This window comes from Mesobacillus subterraneus, assembly GCF_003937825.1.
Classification (GTDB): domain Bacteria; phylum Bacillota; class Bacilli; order Bacillales; family Cytobacillaceae; genus Mesobacillus; species Mesobacillus subterraneus.
The window spans coordinates 143,822-160,156 of the sequence record NZ_RSFW01000019.1 but is presented as its reverse complement, the minus strand read 5'-3'; the positions used below and the strand labels follow the sequence as shown (position 1 = coordinate 160,156).

24 protein-coding genes and 1 other annotated feature are annotated in these 16,335 nt (G+C 41.0%); of the genes, 17 read left to right on the top strand and 7 right to left on the bottom strand.

The window, feature by feature from the left end:
• The first annotated feature begins 215 nt into the window (after window positions 1–215).
• Window positions 216–824, top strand: a complete 609-nt coding sequence (locus EJA10_RS17195) for a LysE/ArgO family amino acid transporter (protein ID WP_125481315.1) — start codon at window positions 216–218, stop codon at window positions 822–824.
• Between the two features lie 105 nt (window positions 825–929).
• Here EJA10_RS17195 and EJA10_RS23490 read toward each other — a convergent pair whose 3' ends face one another.
• Window positions 930–1,361 carry a hypothetical protein gene (locus EJA10_RS23490; RefSeq protein ID WP_170169173.1) on the bottom strand — a complete coding sequence of 144 codons (432 nt, stop codon included), beginning with the start codon at window positions 1,359–1,361 and terminating at the stop codon, window positions 930–932.
• 106 nt (window positions 1,362–1,467) lie between these two features.
• Window positions 1,468–1,605, bottom strand: coding sequence for a hypothetical protein (locus tag EJA10_RS23485; protein WP_170169172.1), 138 nt, complete (start codon window positions 1,603–1,605; stop codon window positions 1,468–1,470).
• 215 nt (window positions 1,606–1,820) lie between these two features.
• Here EJA10_RS23485 and EJA10_RS17185 point away from each other — a divergent pair, with 215 nt between their 5' ends.
• From EJA10_RS17185 to argS, 4 genes are all read left to right on the top strand, one after another.
• Window positions 1,821–2,366 (top strand): RNA polymerase sigma factor, encoded by a 546-nt coding sequence (locus EJA10_RS17185; RefSeq protein WP_246017832.1) that lies wholly within the window; start codon window positions 1,821–1,823, stop codon window positions 2,364–2,366.
• Complete coding sequence (locus EJA10_RS17180; RefSeq protein WP_125481257.1) at window positions 2,350–3,261, top strand: hypothetical protein; 912 nt, start codon at window positions 2,350–2,352, stop codon at window positions 3,259–3,261. Before EJA10_RS17185 ends, EJA10_RS17180 begins: the two co-directional genes overlap by 17 nt.
• A gap of 76 nt (window positions 3,262–3,337) precedes the next feature.
• A complete protein-coding gene (locus tag EJA10_RS17175; RefSeq protein WP_125481256.1) occupies window positions 3,338–3,811 on the top strand; it encodes a GNAT family N-acetyltransferase in 474 nt (157 codons plus the stop codon).
• Window positions 3,812–3,853: 42 nt separating this feature from the next.
• Window positions 3,854–4,069: a binding site (T-box leader), on the top strand.
• A 43-nt stretch (window positions 4,070–4,112) separates the two neighbouring features.
• Entirely contained in the window at window positions 4,113–5,810 is a 1,698-nt protein-coding gene (gene argS, locus EJA10_RS17170; protein ID WP_125481255.1) for an arginine--tRNA ligase, read from the top strand.
• A gap of 41 nt (window positions 5,811–5,851) precedes the next feature.
• On the opposite strand, the gene EJA10_RS17165 is transcribed toward argS, so the two are convergent.
• Window positions 5,852–6,148: a HesB/YadR/YfhF family protein gene (locus EJA10_RS17165; protein WP_125481254.1), complete on the bottom strand. Its 297-nt coding sequence runs from the start codon at window positions 6,146–6,148 to the stop codon at window positions 5,852–5,854.
• Between the two features lie 140 nt (window positions 6,149–6,288).
• The gene (locus tag EJA10_RS17160; RefSeq protein WP_125481253.1) at window positions 6,289–7,443 is read right to left on the bottom strand and encodes a TIGR04053 family radical SAM/SPASM domain-containing protein; all 1,155 of its coding nucleotides are present in this window, start codon (window positions 7,441–7,443) and stop codon (window positions 6,289–6,291) included.
• A gap of 214 nt (window positions 7,444–7,657) precedes the next feature.
• Here EJA10_RS17160 and EJA10_RS17155 point away from each other — a divergent pair, with 214 nt between their 5' ends.
• The 9 genes from EJA10_RS17155 (at window position 7,658) to gloA2 (ending at window position 12,919) form a co-directional block, all read left to right on the top strand.
• On the top strand, window positions 7,658–8,128 hold the full coding sequence (locus EJA10_RS17155) for a hypothetical protein (RefSeq protein WP_125481252.1): 471 nt from the start codon (window positions 7,658–7,660) through the stop codon (window positions 8,126–8,128).
• A 140-nt stretch (window positions 8,129–8,268) separates the two neighbouring features.
• Window positions 8,269–8,472: a DUF1657 domain-containing protein gene (locus EJA10_RS17150; protein ID WP_125481251.1), complete on the top strand. Its 204-nt coding sequence runs from the start codon at window positions 8,269–8,271 to the stop codon at window positions 8,470–8,472.
• Between the two features lie 53 nt (window positions 8,473–8,525).
• Window positions 8,526–8,729, top strand: a complete 204-nt coding sequence (locus EJA10_RS17145; protein WP_125481250.1) for a DUF1657 domain-containing protein — start codon at window positions 8,526–8,528, stop codon at window positions 8,727–8,729.
• Window positions 8,730–8,740: 11 nt separating this feature from the next.
• Window positions 8,741–9,601, top strand: coding sequence for a DUF421 domain-containing protein (locus EJA10_RS17140; protein ID WP_125481249.1), 861 nt, complete (start codon window positions 8,741–8,743; stop codon window positions 9,599–9,601).
• Window positions 9,602–9,803: 202 nt separating this feature from the next.
• A complete protein-coding gene (locus EJA10_RS17135; protein ID WP_125481248.1) occupies window positions 9,804–10,136 on the top strand; it encodes a hypothetical protein in 333 nt (110 codons plus the stop codon).
• A 366-nt stretch (window positions 10,137–10,502) separates the two neighbouring features.
• Window positions 10,503–11,519 (top strand): C40 family peptidase, encoded by a 1,017-nt coding sequence (locus EJA10_RS17130; RefSeq protein WP_125481247.1) that lies wholly within the window; start codon window positions 10,503–10,505, stop codon window positions 11,517–11,519.
• Window positions 11,520–11,746: 227 nt separating this feature from the next.
• Window positions 11,747–12,112, top strand: a complete 366-nt coding sequence (locus EJA10_RS17125; protein WP_125481246.1) for an STAS domain-containing protein — start codon at window positions 11,747–11,749, stop codon at window positions 12,110–12,112.
• A 4-nt stretch (window positions 12,113–12,116) separates the two neighbouring features.
• Complete coding sequence (locus EJA10_RS17120; protein ID WP_125481245.1) at window positions 12,117–12,518, top strand: anti-sigma regulatory factor; 402 nt, start codon at window positions 12,117–12,119, stop codon at window positions 12,516–12,518.
• 11 nt (window positions 12,519–12,529) lie between these two features.
• A complete protein-coding gene (gloA2, locus tag EJA10_RS17115; RefSeq protein WP_125481244.1) occupies window positions 12,530–12,919 on the top strand; it encodes an SMU1112c/YaeR family gloxylase I-like metalloprotein in 390 nt (129 codons plus the stop codon).
• A gap of 110 nt (window positions 12,920–13,029) precedes the next feature.
• Here gloA2 and EJA10_RS17110 read toward each other — a convergent pair whose 3' ends face one another.
• Window positions 13,030–13,164 (bottom strand): BA3454 family stress response protein, encoded by a 135-nt coding sequence (locus EJA10_RS17110; protein ID WP_125481243.1) that lies wholly within the window; start codon window positions 13,162–13,164, stop codon window positions 13,030–13,032.
• Between the two features lie 589 nt (window positions 13,165–13,753).
• Between EJA10_RS17110 and EJA10_RS17105 the strand changes: the two genes are divergently transcribed.
• Window positions 13,754–14,356: a hypothetical protein gene (locus tag EJA10_RS17105; RefSeq protein WP_125481242.1), complete on the top strand. Its 603-nt coding sequence runs from the start codon at window positions 13,754–13,756 to the stop codon at window positions 14,354–14,356.
• A gap of 57 nt (window positions 14,357–14,413) precedes the next feature.
• On the opposite strand, the gene EJA10_RS17100 is transcribed toward EJA10_RS17105, so the two are convergent.
• Window positions 14,414–14,884 carry a hypothetical protein gene (locus EJA10_RS17100; protein ID WP_125481241.1) on the bottom strand — a complete coding sequence of 157 codons (471 nt, stop codon included), beginning with the start codon at window positions 14,882–14,884 and terminating at the stop codon, window positions 14,414–14,416.
• Window positions 14,885–15,055: 171 nt separating this feature from the next.
• Between EJA10_RS17100 and EJA10_RS23480 the strand changes: the two genes are divergently transcribed.
• Both EJA10_RS23480 and EJA10_RS17095 read left to right on the top strand, forming a co-directional pair.
• Window positions 15,056–15,193, top strand: a complete 138-nt coding sequence (locus EJA10_RS23480; protein ID WP_170169171.1) for a hypothetical protein — start codon at window positions 15,056–15,058, stop codon at window positions 15,191–15,193.
• Window positions 15,194–15,296: 103 nt separating this feature from the next.
• Window positions 15,297–15,761: an STAS domain-containing protein gene (locus EJA10_RS17095; RefSeq protein WP_125481240.1), complete on the top strand. Its 465-nt coding sequence runs from the start codon at window positions 15,297–15,299 to the stop codon at window positions 15,759–15,761.
• Window positions 15,762–15,857: 96 nt separating this feature from the next.
• Here the strand turns inward: EJA10_RS17095 and EJA10_RS17090 are convergent, their stop codons facing one another.
• Window positions 15,858–16,283, bottom strand: coding sequence for a CBS domain-containing protein (locus tag EJA10_RS17090; protein WP_125481239.1), 426 nt, complete (start codon window positions 16,281–16,283; stop codon window positions 15,858–15,860).
• Between the last annotated feature and the right edge of the window lie 52 nt (window positions 16,284–16,335).

Here is a 16,335-nt window from a genome sequence, read left to right as displayed (position 1 = left end):
CCCCGTTCCGTCCTGGATATTCCCCGTTGATGACGTTTTATTCCCCGTTGTCCCAGTTTTATTCCCCGTTGAGAAGGATATATTCCCCGTTGATAAAAAAATGCCCCAACAATAAGACCAAATCGAATTTCGCAATTAAAAAAGGATTTTAAAAACGAAAAACGAATTATAGTAGAGTGAATTTTTGGGTGAGGGGTTAAAATGAATTGAATTCTATGTTAACAGCAAGTTTTCACGGGTTTATCCTGGCGTTTGGATTGATCCTGCCTTTAGGCGTTCAAAACGTTTTTGTTTTCAATCAAGGCGCATTACATACTAAGTACAGAAGGGCACTTCCTGTTGTCCTGACTGCCTCGCTAAGCGATACTTTGTTGATCACTCTGGCAGTTTTGGGCGTATCAGTTCTTGTCCTGCAGATTGCTTGGCTTTATCAGGGATTGGTAGCGGCGGGGATCATTTTCCTGTTCTATATGGGCTGCGTAACGTGGAAGAGCAAGCCTGCTCAGTCGTCTGATCAAGGAGCAGCATTTCCCCCAAAGAAACAGATTATATTCGCCGCGTCCGTTTCGTTGCTGAATCCGCATGCCATCATGGACACGGTAGGAGTTATTGGCACAAGTTCGATAACGTACGCTGGCGTTGAGAAGATCGCATTTGCCTTTGCGTGTATAGCCACTTCCTGGGTTTGGTTTTTCTCACTAGCCTACGTCGGCAGAAGCATAGGCAGGCTGGGGCAATCCGCCGGTTTCTTAAAGGTTATAAATAAAATATCAGCCGTGATTATGTGGGGGACAGCGATCTATTTGTTGATATCACTTTTATAAGAAAAGCAGTGAACGTATTCGTGAATACTTGTTTCAAAGTTTACATTACAGAAAAAAAATCCAGTCCTTCATAAAACTTTATGAAGGACTTTTCACCTGCACATTTCAGCGTCTCCTCCGGCGTTTGAGAAATGCTATTTCCGTTTCAAGTTCCTTTAGATGCTGATTGGTTTCTGCTAAAAGAGACTGTGTTTCTATTAATTCTCTTTTAACCCTATTGAGATCATCTTCAAGTAGTTCGACCTTTTGCTTTGAGAAAGAGGTAGGTTTTTCAATTGTTTTTGTTGTTCCAGCCTGATTGAATGAATTCGATAACAGACTTAGTGTGGTTGGGTTCACGATTGTCTTGGCTGTTTTCAACAGGCTGTCGACAGCTTCTTTATTCAGGTCATTTTGTACGGGGGTCTTTTGAGTTGACTGAACGCTTTTTGTATCTGGCAAATTGCTAAACAAGGATTGTGTTAATTTTAGTACTTCTTCTAATGAGGGATCATTTTTTAACCTTTCAAGGTCAAGCTTCTGTTCATTACCTTGCACGTTGATCATCCTTTCCTGGTATTTTGTTTAAATTGTTTTCCCTGGCCATTACCGGTATGGCCAGGGAGACTGTAAGGGTCTTCAGGTCTCAAATCTTTCAAAGAGATTAAGCAGCACCATTGTCAGCGTTGATGACTTCGCCGATGCAATTGTAAAGAACACCGACTAAAGCTTCCTGATTCAACAAGATCGCAACGACTAATGCAAGTGCCAGCAAAAGAACAATGATCGCAGTGATTAACATCTCTCCACCCCCTTCCTTGAAGAAGATAGGTAAGATCCGAACCTTACAACAACATCTTATGTGAAAATATCAGACAAGCATCAGCTTGTATCATAGAATACGAAAATTGGGGAGCCCTTTTTAAAATAATAGAGAAACTAGTAGATTTACCTATTCAGAAAAAAGTGTCACACTTTTACATCCAATACGACTGATGTTCAGAGAGTGGGAATGAGGTGGGGAACATAAGCGGCCAGATGAAGGAACAACAGGTCATGCAATGGTACGAACTGTACTATAAAGATATCTACCGGTTCATTTTTTACATGCTGGGGGATCGGGAGTGCTGTGAGGATTTTGTGCATGACACATTCTTGAGGGCCTATATGGCTTTTGACCGGTTTGAGCACAGATCGAATATTAAAACCTGGCTGTTCAGCATTGCAAAGCATATTGTGATGGATGAGATCAGGAGGAGAAAGCGGAGGAAGGTGTTATCGCTATTTTCATCTGAACATGACTTTGCGTCCCCGTTCAATGTGGAAGAATATATTGAGAACAAGGAAACCATCGAATTTATGCTTGAAGCAATCCAGAAACTCAAGCCTGATTACCGGTTGGTCATTACGCTAAAAAAGATCGAGGAATGTTCTACGAAGGAAATCGCAGAAATTCTCGGCTGGTCGGAAACAAAAATTCGCAAGACATTGTCAAGAGGGTTAACGACTCTTAAAAAGATGAATGCCATGGAAGGAGGCGGGCATTTTGAACAAACATTCTGAAGAGCAATGGGAATTGCTGAAGAACGTTTCTCCTGGTGAGGCTGTAAAAATCAAAATGAGGAATAAAATCCTCTCATCCATCCGGAACCAACTCTCCAGTAAGAGGAAAAATCCAATCTTCGAACTGAAGCATATTCTTTTGACTACCATGTTCATTTTGATCTCAGCTGGTCTCTTAGTTCAATTGCAAAGCATCACTCCTCAAACAAGTCGTTCGCCCGGGGGCTCCCTGGCTGAAAACCAGGAAGCTTTTACAACGGAGCTGGATTCTGTGTTGGTTGAGGAAACGGAGGATGGTTTTGCCTTCTATAAAGATGGGGCACAGCTGCAGGTTGGCGCTGCGAATTATGTGACAGCTGAACAAAAGGAGAAGATCATCAACTCACAAGCAATGTATGTCGAAAAGAAACTGGAGGATTTTCCATATTCAACAACGTTATATATCGAACACATAAAGATGATGGAGGTAAGTTTGCGTTACCATTTCTTCGTGGAAGCCGGAAAAAATACGATGCATTTCAGCTTTGATTATCCAAAGCTCGAGTACGCAGAGATTTTCCAGTTCATTGCAACGCTCGACTTCCATGAACCGCGGCCGTTCAAGCATGAAGGGACCCTATACGTCACTCATGGTTACGGGGATTTACCGTTCCCGGTAGGATTAAGGCCGATAGAAATCACCAATCTTACAGAAAAGTATGAGTGGGAGGAAATGAATCCAGATAGCCTCAGGGACTACATCGAAAAGATAAAATCAACGCCGGAATGGAAGCAGGCAGAAGGTGGAGGATCTTCTTACACTTTCATATCAACAGATGGAAATATCGTCGTCAGCATTACAAAAGAAGGCAAAGAGATCAATTATGAATTTACCTATCTCAACAGGGATGAATAAGATTTCACGTTGAAAAAGGATAATTAACTAAAATGGCGAATAGTTCTTTTAAATAAAAACTAAAAGGGGAATTCATGTGATTGACTTAGTTCGGGTGAAACAGGAGGATGAAGCAACACTTCAGAATCTGATCCAATTTTATATTTACGAGTTTACCGTGTTCCAGGAAATCAAACTCGAGGAAAACGGAAGTTATGCTCCTTTTGATTTGAAGCCGTATTGGAGCGAGCTTGATTTGCATGCTTTTTTCCTTGTAAACGATGGCGAACTCGCCGGATTCGCCATGTTGGAGAGTGGGGAACCTAACGTCATTCTAGAGTTTTTTATCCTGAGGAAATTTTACCGCCGGGGTTTTGGCAAGATGGCAGCTGTCCAGCTTTTTGGTGAGTTCCCTGGCAAATGGCAAATTACCCAGGTGGAGAAAAACGAGCCGGCAAGAAGCTTCTGGCGGAAAGTCATTGGAGATTACACTGGCGGAAACTTCATGGAACGCTGTGATGAGTACAATCGGTCCATCCAGGAATTTGATACTAGCTTGATTTTAACATAATGATTGAATCCTAAGTGGTCTTTTGTATATAATGGTAAAAATATCGAATCGATGACAAAGAGAGTAGTTATGTCAATCTAGCTAAAGCGAACCGGGGATGGTGAAAGCCTGGTGCAATGACATAGTGAAGCGCACTTTGTAGATGCATGCCTGAAATCAGTAGGGCGGGCCGGAAAGAACTTCCGTTATCAATGTAAGAAGGTTCTCCTGGTGGGAACAATTAGAGTGGTACCGCGGGATTAAACTCTCGTCTCTTTTTTAGAGGCGGGAGTTTTTTTATTTTGAAGAGGAGGTCTTACCCATGAATTATGTCAAAGATTACGCTGAAAAAATCGCTTCGGTACTGGATGGATTTATGTCATCATCAGAAATTGAACCAATCATTGAAAAACCTCGATTCATGAACCAGGGTGACCTGGCTTTCCCATGCTTCCAGCTGGCAAAAGTAATGAAGAAGTCTCCGGTTGTCATAGCTGAAGGATTAAGCAAGCAGCTCCAGGACATCAGTGGTGAATCGTTCGAACGAATTGTTTCTGCTGGTGGGTATGTGAATGCATTTCTAAATAAATCAATGACAGCGAAAAAAGTTTTAAAAGAGATCCTTGATAAAAAGGAAAAATACGGTGATTTTGATATTGGCGGAAATGGGATTGTAACGATTGACCTCTCCTCACCCAATATTGCGAAGCCTTTTTCAATGGGGCATTTGCGATCCACAGTAATTGGCAATTCATTGGCATTAATCTACAAAAAAAGCGGATACAAGCCAGTCAAAATAAATCACCTTGGCGATTGGGGCACTCAATTTGGCAAGCTGATTAAGGCTTATAAGCTTTGGGGCTCAGAGGAAACAGTAAAAGAAAATCCGATAAAGGAACTTCTTGCATTATACGTGAAATTTCATGAAGAAGCAGGAGCAAATCCACAGCTTGAGCAAGAAGGGAGAGACTGGTTCAGAAGGCTGGAAAACGATGACCAGGAAGCCCTTCAGTTGTGGGAATGGTTCAGGGAAGAGTCGCTAAAGGAATTCAAAAAGATTTACGATTTAATGAGGGTTGAATTTGATTCTTTCGCTGGCGAGGCCTTTTATAATGACAAGATGGATAAGATTGTCGAACTCCTGGAAGAAAAGGCGCTGCTTGAAGAATCGGATTGTGCCCAGGTCGTCAAGCTTGAAAAAGAAGATCTTCCGCCATGCCTGATCAAAAAATCGGATGGGGCGACATTGTATGCTACTCGTGATTTGGCTGCCGCAAAGTTCCGGCATGATGAATATGGATTCATAAAATCACTTTATATCGTGGGTAACGAGCAAACGCTTCATTTTAAACAGCTAAAAGCTGTTTTAGAGAAGATGGACTTAACGTGGGCACAGGACCTTGTCCACATTCCTTTTGGGATGATGCTGAAGGATGGAAAGAAGATGTCCACTCGCAAAGGGAAAGTTATTTTATTGGAGGATGTCCTCAATGAGTCAATTGAGCTGGCAAGGCTCAATATTGAAGAAAAAAATCCTGAGCTGGCAACGAAAGAAGATACAGCAAAAATAGTGGGAGTCGGAGCAATCATTTTCCATGACCTCAAAAATTTCAGGATGAATGACATCGAGTTTTCACTTGAGGACATGTTAAAAGTCGAAGGGGAAACGGGTCCATACGTTCAATACACGAATGCAAGAGCACAGTCGCTGCTGAGGAAAGCAGGGGAGTTGACAGTTTCCTGTGAAGGTCCCATAAATGGGATTTCAGAGTGGCCGGTCATCACAGAGCTCGCCGAATTCCCCAATGCTGTCAAAAGAGCACATGAAAAAAATGATCCGTCCCAGATTGCCAAATATGTGCTGGACCTAGCCCAGGCTTTCAATAAATATTATGGTGAAGTTCGGATTCTGGAGGAAAACGAAGAACGGTTGACACGGCTGGCTGTTGTACAATCTGTCAGCATTGTTTTGGAGGAAGGGTTAAGGTTGCTGGGAATTCAGTCTCCAAAGGAAATGTAAAGAAAGAGCCTCAGGGAAACCTGGGGCTCTAATCTCTACTATTATTGATGTTCAGTATATGCTGCGAAAATTTCCCCATCATGATCATTAAACTTGATTTCCACATCAGTGTCATCAAAAAACCATATGTCGTTGGATTCTACATAAAATGTGATTCCATCGATTTCTTGCTGCTGGGCGGCAATGGCAGGAGTTTCAAGTGCGAAAGCTAAGCTGTAACCCTTGTTCTTGTCACCAAACCCGGCATATTGAGGGTAAAGGCGGATGTAAAACGGCTTTGGTGTATCAAATTCCTTTTCAAACCATTTGTATGCGTGTTGATCAATCAAGATTGTCATGTTTGCACCATCCTTTCGTTACCTTTATTGTAAAACCTGATAAGTGCTGGACACCGTGCTTTTTATCACAGTTTTCACGTTGTCACCAAAGTGTCAAAAAAGAAAGGACAGTTCCTTTGAAGGAAACCGTCCTTTCATCTTTATACTTTCGCCGTTTTTTTACGAATTGCCTGTGGGATATATACGCAGAATGGCTCACTTTCCATATAGTCTCCCGTTACAGCATACGTTCTGGAACGTGACCCTCCACAGACATAGCGAAATTCACAAACTCCGCATTTACCTTTGTATTGATCCGGACTGCGCAGGTCCATGAAAATTTGTGAGTGGCGATAAATATCTGCCAATGATTTTTCTCGTACATTCCCGCCAACAAGTGGAAGCAATCCTGAAGGCATTACATCTCCGGTATGTGAAATGAACACAAAACCATTGCCATCGTTCACTCCCTTAGGAGCTCGTTTCAGCCCGTCAATCACAGATGCCATATCCTTTGTCAACGTGTCCTCATAGCGAATATCACCCTTATTGACAATGTTTTCTCTTGTTTTTTGCTGGAAGACAACACGTCGATAATGCTGGGCAGCAGTCGTTTTAATATCATAGGGGGCGGTTTTGCTCAGTTCATAGAGCCACTGGAAAACCTTTTCATGCTCTGCTGGTGACAGGCAGGCATCCAGCTGTCCGCGCCCTGTTGGTACAAGCAGGAAGATGTACCACATCACCACTTTCAGGTCCTTCATCAATTCAGCCATTTGCTCGAGGTATCCATAATTATACTTGGAGATGACTGTATTTAACTGAAGAGGCATGTTCAATTCATTGAGGTATCTCACCTTTTCAATAGTAAGATCGAATGAACCCGGTGTACCGCGGAAATGGTCATGAACTTCGGGGGTAGGGCCATCCAGGCTGAATGCCCATCTCGATAAACCCACTTCCTTGGCACGCTCCATTCTTTCTTTCGTCACATTGTCGGTTGCACTGGGAGTCATTGAAACACGCATCCCTTTTTTTACTGCATATTCTGCGAGATCAAACAAATCCTCGCGCATCATGCAATCGCCCCCGGTAAAGACAAGCATTGGATTGTTCATTTCATAAATCTCATCAATCAGCTTGAAGCCTTCTTCCGATGTCAATTCCCGCGGATCAGGCGTATTTTGTGCATCAGCCCGGCAATGTACACATTTCAACTGACAAGCTCTTGTTACTTCCCAAATGACTATGTATGGATATTCGTTAAAATCTATTGTGCCAGGATATTCTCCCTTTCCAACACTATGCATAAACATCACCAAACTTCCTTGAAAAATATAATTTGATTATAGAGTAAGGAGTTTTTTTAGTCTGTAAGGAATGTTACATAATACACAACGGGTGGAGCAGTTTGGAATGTAGATAACGGGTTCTTATTAACGAAAAAATTCAGAAAAAATTGAAACTTCTCCATGAATGTCACCGTCTAAATAATTGATTGCATTAAACTTCCGGGATGGGGGATGGGGAGTGAAAAAGTCTTTTCAATGGGCCATGATGGCTTTCTTGATCATGTTCTTTATTTCGATCTGGACTTTATATACAAGATATCAGCCAAAGCCTCCAGAACTGGAAGTGATTGTCCAAGAACAAGCGGTAGAGGTCGAACCTGTTACATACTCATTGAAAAAATGGGGCCGTGCCGCTGCGGCCGATACTCAATCTGACCCGATAATTATGGTAAAAGAAACGGAGCCGATTTTGGTTGATCCTTCGGATAACGTAAAGCTTTTGTTTGAACAAACTCCCGAATCTGTTACATATTATCTTTGGGACATTGAAACGGGAATGCTTGCTTATAAAGAGTTGAAAGGCTACCCTCTAAAATTGGAGAAATCCAAAGTTGCTTCGGGTGATTATGCGATGGAAATACGAGCTAAGTGGGCAAATGGATACGTTCTTTATCATACTCGCATCATCGTCATGAATAATGAGGAATAATTGCCAGAGGCTTCTGTGAGGGGCCCCTGGCTTTTTTTGCACCGCAACGGTTACTTCCATTTCGATAATCACGAATAATTTTTTTTCTCCTTGAAATAATAAAACAGTACCATAATTAATTGGAAAGAAGGGAACTCAAGATGACAGTTGGAGCTCAAGTGAAACAAACTATTGCTGGTTTAAAAAGCGCTCAGGCAAGTCTGGAAACCTTTGCTCTCGGTACAGAAAATCAACAGGCTAAACAGCTTTATCAGACGGCTGCGCAGCAAACGCAGGCAATCATTGACAGCATCCAGCCGCGCCTGCAGCAGATTGAACAAGAGGAACCACAATATAAACAGTAAACATAAGGAGGGCAGGGGAAACCCGCCCTTTTCCTATATAAGAGGTGACGGAAATGACAGTAGCTGCAAATGTGAACCAATGCTTATCAACCCTTAAAGGAATCGAAGCACAATTGTCTTCATTGGCACTTAATACATCAGTGCCTGAAGCGAGCAAAGCTTTTCATGAAACGATGCTCGTGATCGGAGAAATCAAGGCAGACCTTAAAAAAAGAAAAATGCAAATCGAAATCGAAGAGCCTCAATATAAGAACTAGGAGGTGAGGAAATGAACGATTATACACATATTCTTGTTTCCTCCGTATTATTTGTTGTTACATTGTTTGCTATCACAAAAATAGGGGGGAAGAAGCAGCTCGCCGAATTGTCCTTTTTTGAATATGTTTCAGGTATCACGATTGGAAGTATCGCAGGAGAAGTCATCATGGGGCTTGATGGTAACTTGTTCCACGGCGTCCTGGCCATCGCCATTTTTGGAACATTTACATATTTGCATGACGTAATCGGTATTAAAAGCAAGAAGGTTCGAGACATAATGGAAGGAAAGGCAACTGTCATCATAAAAGATGGTAAGGTCCTTGAAGAAAATTTAAAGAAAGAAAAATATACAATCGATGATTTGAATTCTCTATTACGTCAAAAAAATGTATTCAGAACTGCCGATGTAGAATTCGCGGTCCTAGAGCCAAAAGGTGATTTGAGTGTGTTACTCAAGAAAGAATTGCAGCCATTAACTGCAAAGGACCTCAATTTGGCTGTCTCTCCGGAAAAGGAATCCTATACGGTCGTAATGGATGGAAATGTACTGAATGACCAATTGACCGCAGCAGGGAAAAACAGAGGTTGGCTGGATGTTGAACTGGCAAACTTAGGAGTTACGCTTGATAATGTTTTCATAGCAGAAGTCGATTCTTACGGGAAGCTGACAATTGATGTGTATGATGACCAACTTCAGGTACCTTCCCCGCAGCCTCGGAAGCTTTTGCTGGCCATGCTTAATAAATGCCAGGCAGATTTGGAATTATTTTCCCTTGAAACTGAATCTCCGGATGCTAAGAAAATGTATAATAAGAATGCGACAAAGCTTCAAAGTGCCATTCAGAAAATAAAACCATTCCTTAGTGAATAGGCAGCCCAGTTTGTCAGCTTTTCCCGGAATAGCAGCCGGGAGAAACCAAATACTAACTAATGGAGAGGTAATTTTGCTTCTCTAATCTAAAAAGGGGTGCTGCCGAATGAATACATCCGCATGGATTTCAGCGTTAATGAGATCAAATATTCCACAGAATTTAATGCAAACGTTCGGATATAGAAGAAGGAGAAACCGTTCCATGACCTATTCGTTGATGGGAGTTGCAGCAAGTGCCGCTGCTGCCTATCTGTTACGAAATCGAATGGGCGGAATGAGGCAGCTTTTCCAAAACAGCAATATGGGTGCAACGTTCAACAAGCCAATGGCTGCTGGTATCACTGAATTCGCAAAGGAAATCACTTCCGGATTAACTCCAAACGCGACGCATCAGCAGGCAGGGAATCACGCAACAAATTCAACAAATCCCGAAAGCAGCCAGATCATCAACCAGATCGCTTCCGCAGCCAAACAATCCGGTGAAGGACAGCAGGTCGACCAGCTGGCAAATCAGTTAATCAAAAAGAATCTATAAAAACAGGGGACGGTTCTTGTGTTTTAAAACACAAGAACCGTCCCCCTGTTTCAAAAGTTCATCTTTATTTCATCGAATTAGTTCTTTTATCCCTTGTCAGAATAACCAATTGGGTATAGTTACATATACTGTAAAAATTACAGAAGGATTAAGCTTATATTTCAGCAATGTTACAAATCGTATGGAATAAAAGGAAAAAAGAGCCTTTAAAACCTGTAAATACAAGGTTTATGGCTCTTTTTTGTCATGAAAACGTAATTATTACCATAGGAAAACTATTCCTATGAAACCAAAATTTATAGATTCAAAATAAGTTTAGGAAACTCTACTATTAATTTGTAACAAAAACAAAGGAGTTGCTCTAACATGAAAAAACAGCTTTTGACGGTGGCTGCAACTGCCGGAATTTTATTTACATCATTCAATGGTTCAGCAAGTGCACATGAAAAATATCATACTGTACAATCTGGTGATTCTTTATGGAAACTATCACAAACATATAGTGTTGCTATAAAAGATATTCAAAGCTGGAATAATCTATCAAGTTCAACCATCTATGTAAATCAAAAACTATCGGTTCTTGCTCCACACAGTCACACGACAAGTACGACAACAAGCACAAGTTCATCTGATACCATCTACGTCGTGAAGTCAGGCGATACTTTATGGGGAATATCAAAACAATACGGAATGACTATCAGCGCGTTGAAATCCTTGAACGGTTTGACATCTGATGTCATCCATCCAAGACAAAGATTGAAGGTTTCCGGATCTGCTCCTGCAGCAACGACTGCAGTGACAACTAGCACAGCCGCTACTTACACAGTCAAAAGCGGGGACAACCTGTCAACAATTGCTGCTCGCCATAATTTATCGCTATCACAGTTAAAATCTATCAATAATTTGACTTCTGATTTGATTTACCCTGGACAAGTCCTGAAGCTGTCCGGCTCGGCAACTACTCCTGTGGCAACGAATGTATCCACTGCAACTGCTCCGGTAGTAGCTACTTATGCTTCGAATACTAAGGTGAACGCACTCATTACCGAGGCAAAAAAATACATCGGTGTTCCTTATGTATGGGCTGGAAGCACTCCATCAGGATTTGATTGCTCTGGTTACCTGAACTATGTTTATGCAAAGGTTGGAATCTCTATTCCGCGTACAGTTGAGACAATCTGGAATGCAACAAAACCTGTATCATCTCCACGCGTAGGGGACCTTGTATTCTTTGAAACTTATAAACCAGGCCCATCTCATGCAGGAATCTATCTGGGAGATGGCAAGTTCATTCACGCAGGTTCCTCAAGAGGTGTAGAAATTAGCGACATGAATAATTCTTACTGGAAGACTCGTTACCTAGGTGCAAAAACAACATTTTAATTTAGTTTTTAAACCTATACCCCTGATTTAACTATTCAAAACCTCCTTTATGGAGGTTTTTTTATTTATATTTTAATTTGTACTTAAGAGGAAGAAAATACTGCTTTTAATTTGTAAACAGCTTTGTTTATAGCGTATAATCCAATTAAAATCTTATTTGCTAACGTGCATGTAAGTTTAATTTATTTGTACATAGTGAATTCTGGTGAGTTTAATGATTTGGAGGCATAAGAAAAGTGAGAATTCCTATTTTAAAATTAAAAGACTATTTATTGGTTTCAATTCAGGTAGAGCTCGATGATCAGACAGTGCTTACATTCCAGGAGGATCTGTTAAATAAAATCAAAGATACTGGAGCAAAAGGTGTTGTCATCGACCTGACATCTGTCGATATGATTGATTCCTTTATCGCAAAGGTCCTGGGGGATGTCATTGTCATGACCAGCTTGATGGGCACTAAAGCAGTGCTTACAGGGATCCAGCCTGCAGTGGCGATTACTTTGATTGAATTAGGCATAACATTGGAAAATGTCCATACAGCCCTTGATCTTGAACAAGGAATTTCGATATTAAGCCAATATTTAGAGGGTTAGCCATATGACAGAACCAATTGTGATCAATATAAACAATGAATTCGATATAGTGCTGGCCCGCCAAAAAGGAAGGGAAGTTTCGAAAGACCTTCAATTTGGCGGTGTGGATCAGGCAAGGATCACGACAGCGATTTCTGAGCTGGCAAGAAATATTTACCTGTATGCAGGCACTGGGCAAATCACGATAAACGTTCTTGAAGAGAATGGAAGAAGAGGGATTCAGATTTCCGCATTCGATGAAGGACCAGGTATTAGTGATGTCAGAATGGTCTTGCAGGATGGCTTTTCAACTTCTGGCGGACTAGGTGCAGGACTTCCTGGTGTAAAACGATTAATGGATACCTTTGACATCGACACCATGCCGGGAGCAGGCACGAGAATTACCATTACCAAGTGGGCAAGATAACAGGTGCAAATATGAAATTAACCAAGATTCATCATATCGCAGTCATTTGTTCTGATTATGAAAGGTCGAAGGATTTCTATATCAATATACTTGGCCTCAAGGTAATCTCGGAAGTATACCGGAAAGAACGGAACTCGTACAAATTGGATTTAGGAATAGGCAGCCACTGCCAAATCGAGCTTTTTTCTTTTCCGGATGTCCCGGAACGGCCAAGCTATCCAGAAGCAGCCGGACTGAGGCATCTCGCTTTTTCAGTACAAGATCTAGTCTCATCCGCGGATTCTCTTAAGTCGCATGGAGTATCTGTTGAGCCAATCAGAGTGGATCCTGTCACCCATAAGCGATTTACTTTTTTTGCGGATCCTGACGGGTTACCCATCGAATTATACGAAGATGAATGATTTTCATCTTGCCTCGTAATTTCTCTCCAAATAAATAGACCGTCCAATCACTTGAAATTTTCACATAAAAAAGGATGTCCCGAGATATTAAGGGACATCCTTTTCCATGCTTACACGGCCCATTGCTTCATCACTTGTTTCCTGGCCATTTCCACAATCTCTTCTTCAGAAGTATCGTGATCAGCGATCACATTTGTTAAATAGTTTTTACCTTTCAAATCAACAGTTACCGTAATTTCTCTCATCTTTGCATTTTCCTTTCCAGTTAGTATTTCTTGCTGTCCGGTCAGTTAACTTTGCTGTGTGTATGGGCAATCCTGAATCAGGAGCTATTGGTTGGATACCGGGATTTTTATGAACAAAAGAAATAAAACAGCTGTATAGTCATTTACCAACATAGGAAAAAAAGTAAACATCAAGTACTAGCTGTTTTTATACATTTTTTGAAATAATCTTTTCCAACATCATGATGTTTGCCAGGGCATCTTGGGGGAAAAGGAAAACATACTGTCAAAGGAGGGAAACGAGATGGAAGACAACAAAAAAAGCAGAGCCTGGTTGAATATGAACAAGAAAAGCTGGGAAACGCCAAGAAGGTTGATGAGTTTCGTGACCAGGGCAGGGTTCCCGATCAGCAGAATAGAATGAAGGATAAAGAAAATTTAAGAAAATAAAGAGGATCAAAGCTGGAGTGAATTCTCCGGCTTTTTTTATGGCGGCTAAAAAATTGTCCACGTTTCTAGACTATTTTCCTTTTCTGGAAGGAAATATTTTACTTAACGAAGAATAAATTATGGAGATATAGATATTAGATAAAAAAAGGGGATCATTTATTTGAACGCACATAATGCAGACCGTGCAGGCAGCTTGTTAATCACTGCAGCCGTGATATTATTCTTTGCTGCTGTACCTATTGGAATATTCATCGTTACTTTTATCCACCAATCGTTTTACTTGAAAAGATCACACTGGTTTTTTGCCAGCCCGATGTCTTCCTATATCACCATGGTATCGGTATTCCTGATCATTCCTGTCCTCTTGATCGTTATAGCTGTTTATCTGTTTAAAACAGATGAGTCCAAAAAACGCAGCTTGAATTTAACGATTGCTTCCGTAATCACGTTATCAATCATGGCAGCTGGCACTTTTTTGAGCCTCGACAATTATTACTACATGGATAAAACAGGCCTATTTTACAATGAACTTCTGAAGCTGGATGAAACTCCATACAACTGGGACGAAATGACAGCTATGAAGCAGGTCAATAAAAACGACGGGGGTACCTTGACTCCGGAAAAATTAATCTTTACGTTCGGGGAGCACGAAAAAGAGCTGCCATTAACGCCGAAGCTTCGGAATGAAATTGAACCAGTCATTGATTATGTTGAGAATACAAAAGGTGTAAAGCTCGTCATGGAAAATGTAACAGCTGAGTAATGCAATGAAAAAAGCCTTCCGTCAAGATTTGGCGGAGGGCCCTTTTTTTCTCATTATCTAAAATGAGAAAAACTTCGAACGTTTTGGCTCTTTAAAGAAATATTGAAAGGCGTAAGCCATGATCGCAAAAGAATAGATGATCACGAAAAAATACTTCGGGCGAAGGCGATCAAGTCTGTAAATATCTAGCTTTCTGAAAATCGTACTCAATGGAAAAGCAAGTATGTAATCAATCACCAGGTTGATTCCTAAGTATTGCCAAATGTTACCATAAGCCAATTTGAATACCCACATGTTCGCAGCAAAGAAGGGACCAAGCGTAAAGCCTAAGTCATTGACCAGCTTTGAGCCCAAACCTCCTGTTACCTTCCATAATCGGAATGGCTTGGACAAAATCAGTAGGATGCTGACAAGGGCAGTCACAAAAATGGTTACAGGTAAAAATCTTTTGAAAGACCGTTTTGGATATAACAGAAAAGAAGACCAGGATAACACGACCATACCCAGCCTGAATAGATTCAGTAACATAAGGACTCCTTTCAAAACTCTTACACATTTTTTTCAAAGCATTATGCATAGTTTCTCCATATTTACAAAATATAATAGTATCTTCCAGAAATGTTTTTGTTTGTTTTCTTAAAATTATTATGTTAAATTTAACCACAAACGCGACTTTTGTCCTATTAAGGAGAATTAGCCATGATTGATGAAGAGGAAAAATTAATTTTTCTGAGGGAACTTGGACGCTTGATTGATGATTATAGCAGGTGCTGTGATGATGAATTTCAGGAACAGATTTACGAGGATATCATGCATTTAATCAGTATCATACATTAACATTATAGAAATATACCCGACTGCTTCTGTATTGGAAGTGGTTTTTCTGTATTCGCTCAGTTATGATTAAGAAAAAACGGTTGTTTTAGGAGGTACTGAGCACTTGGAAATTGAAAAACTAAGGGAGCTAGAGGAGAAAATACAAGAGTATGAATCCATCATATCAGAAATGTCGGCACCAATCATTCCATCTATTGTCCCTGAGACAATTCTGGTGCCGATAACGGGGCTGATCCGCGCGGAGAGATTTGACAAAATTAGAGAAAAACTTCTGGGCTATATTAAAAATAAAGATATTGAAAACGCTGTTATCGATCTTACAGATATAACAGGGGATAGAGTAGAAGATATCTGCCTCGAAGAAATAGGACATGAATTGCATCAAATGGCTTCTTCCATGTCCTTAATGGGCGTTAGAACCCTTTATGTGGGTTTAAATCCCGAACTTGTCAAGAGAATGGTCCTTGGTGGAATAAGATTAGAAGCCCAGGCCTTTTCAACCTTCCAATCTGCATTGAAATATTTAATGAAGGAAAAAGGCCTGGAATTCCGGAAAATATCAGAATAACAAGAACCCGCCGTTTTCAAAGTGGGCTGCCGCTATAAAGCACCCTTAAACGACTGCCGAAGAGGAACATTTCAGAGTGATGGCGGGTTTCCTATTTTATTTCTGCGGTTCTGAAGGAGTTGAAATCTCTTCTAGTGCTTGTCCTGCTTCATCATCCAGCTTTTCGGTGACTGCTAGATCTCCCAAAGAAACGATGCCAATCAACTTTCCATCCTCAACTATCGGCAGTCGGCGTATTTGCACATCCGCCATAAGGTCTGCAGCTTCCTGTGCGGTCATATGGACAGTACCTCGAACAGGATCGTTTGTCATCACTTCAGAGATTGGGGTATCCAGAGAGGTATTTTGAGCTACTGCTTTAAGGACAATATCACGATCCGTTGCAAGCCCTGTAAGCTGATCACCCTCACAAATCGGAATGACCCCCACATCAAGTTCCTTCATTTTAGCTGCTACCTCATGAAGTGGCGTATCTGGTGTGCAGTATTCCACATCTCTTGTCATTACCTTTTCTATTTGCATTCAGCATTCCTCCTCTATAGATTGGATATTGAAAAATTACCCGAAGCTCCCT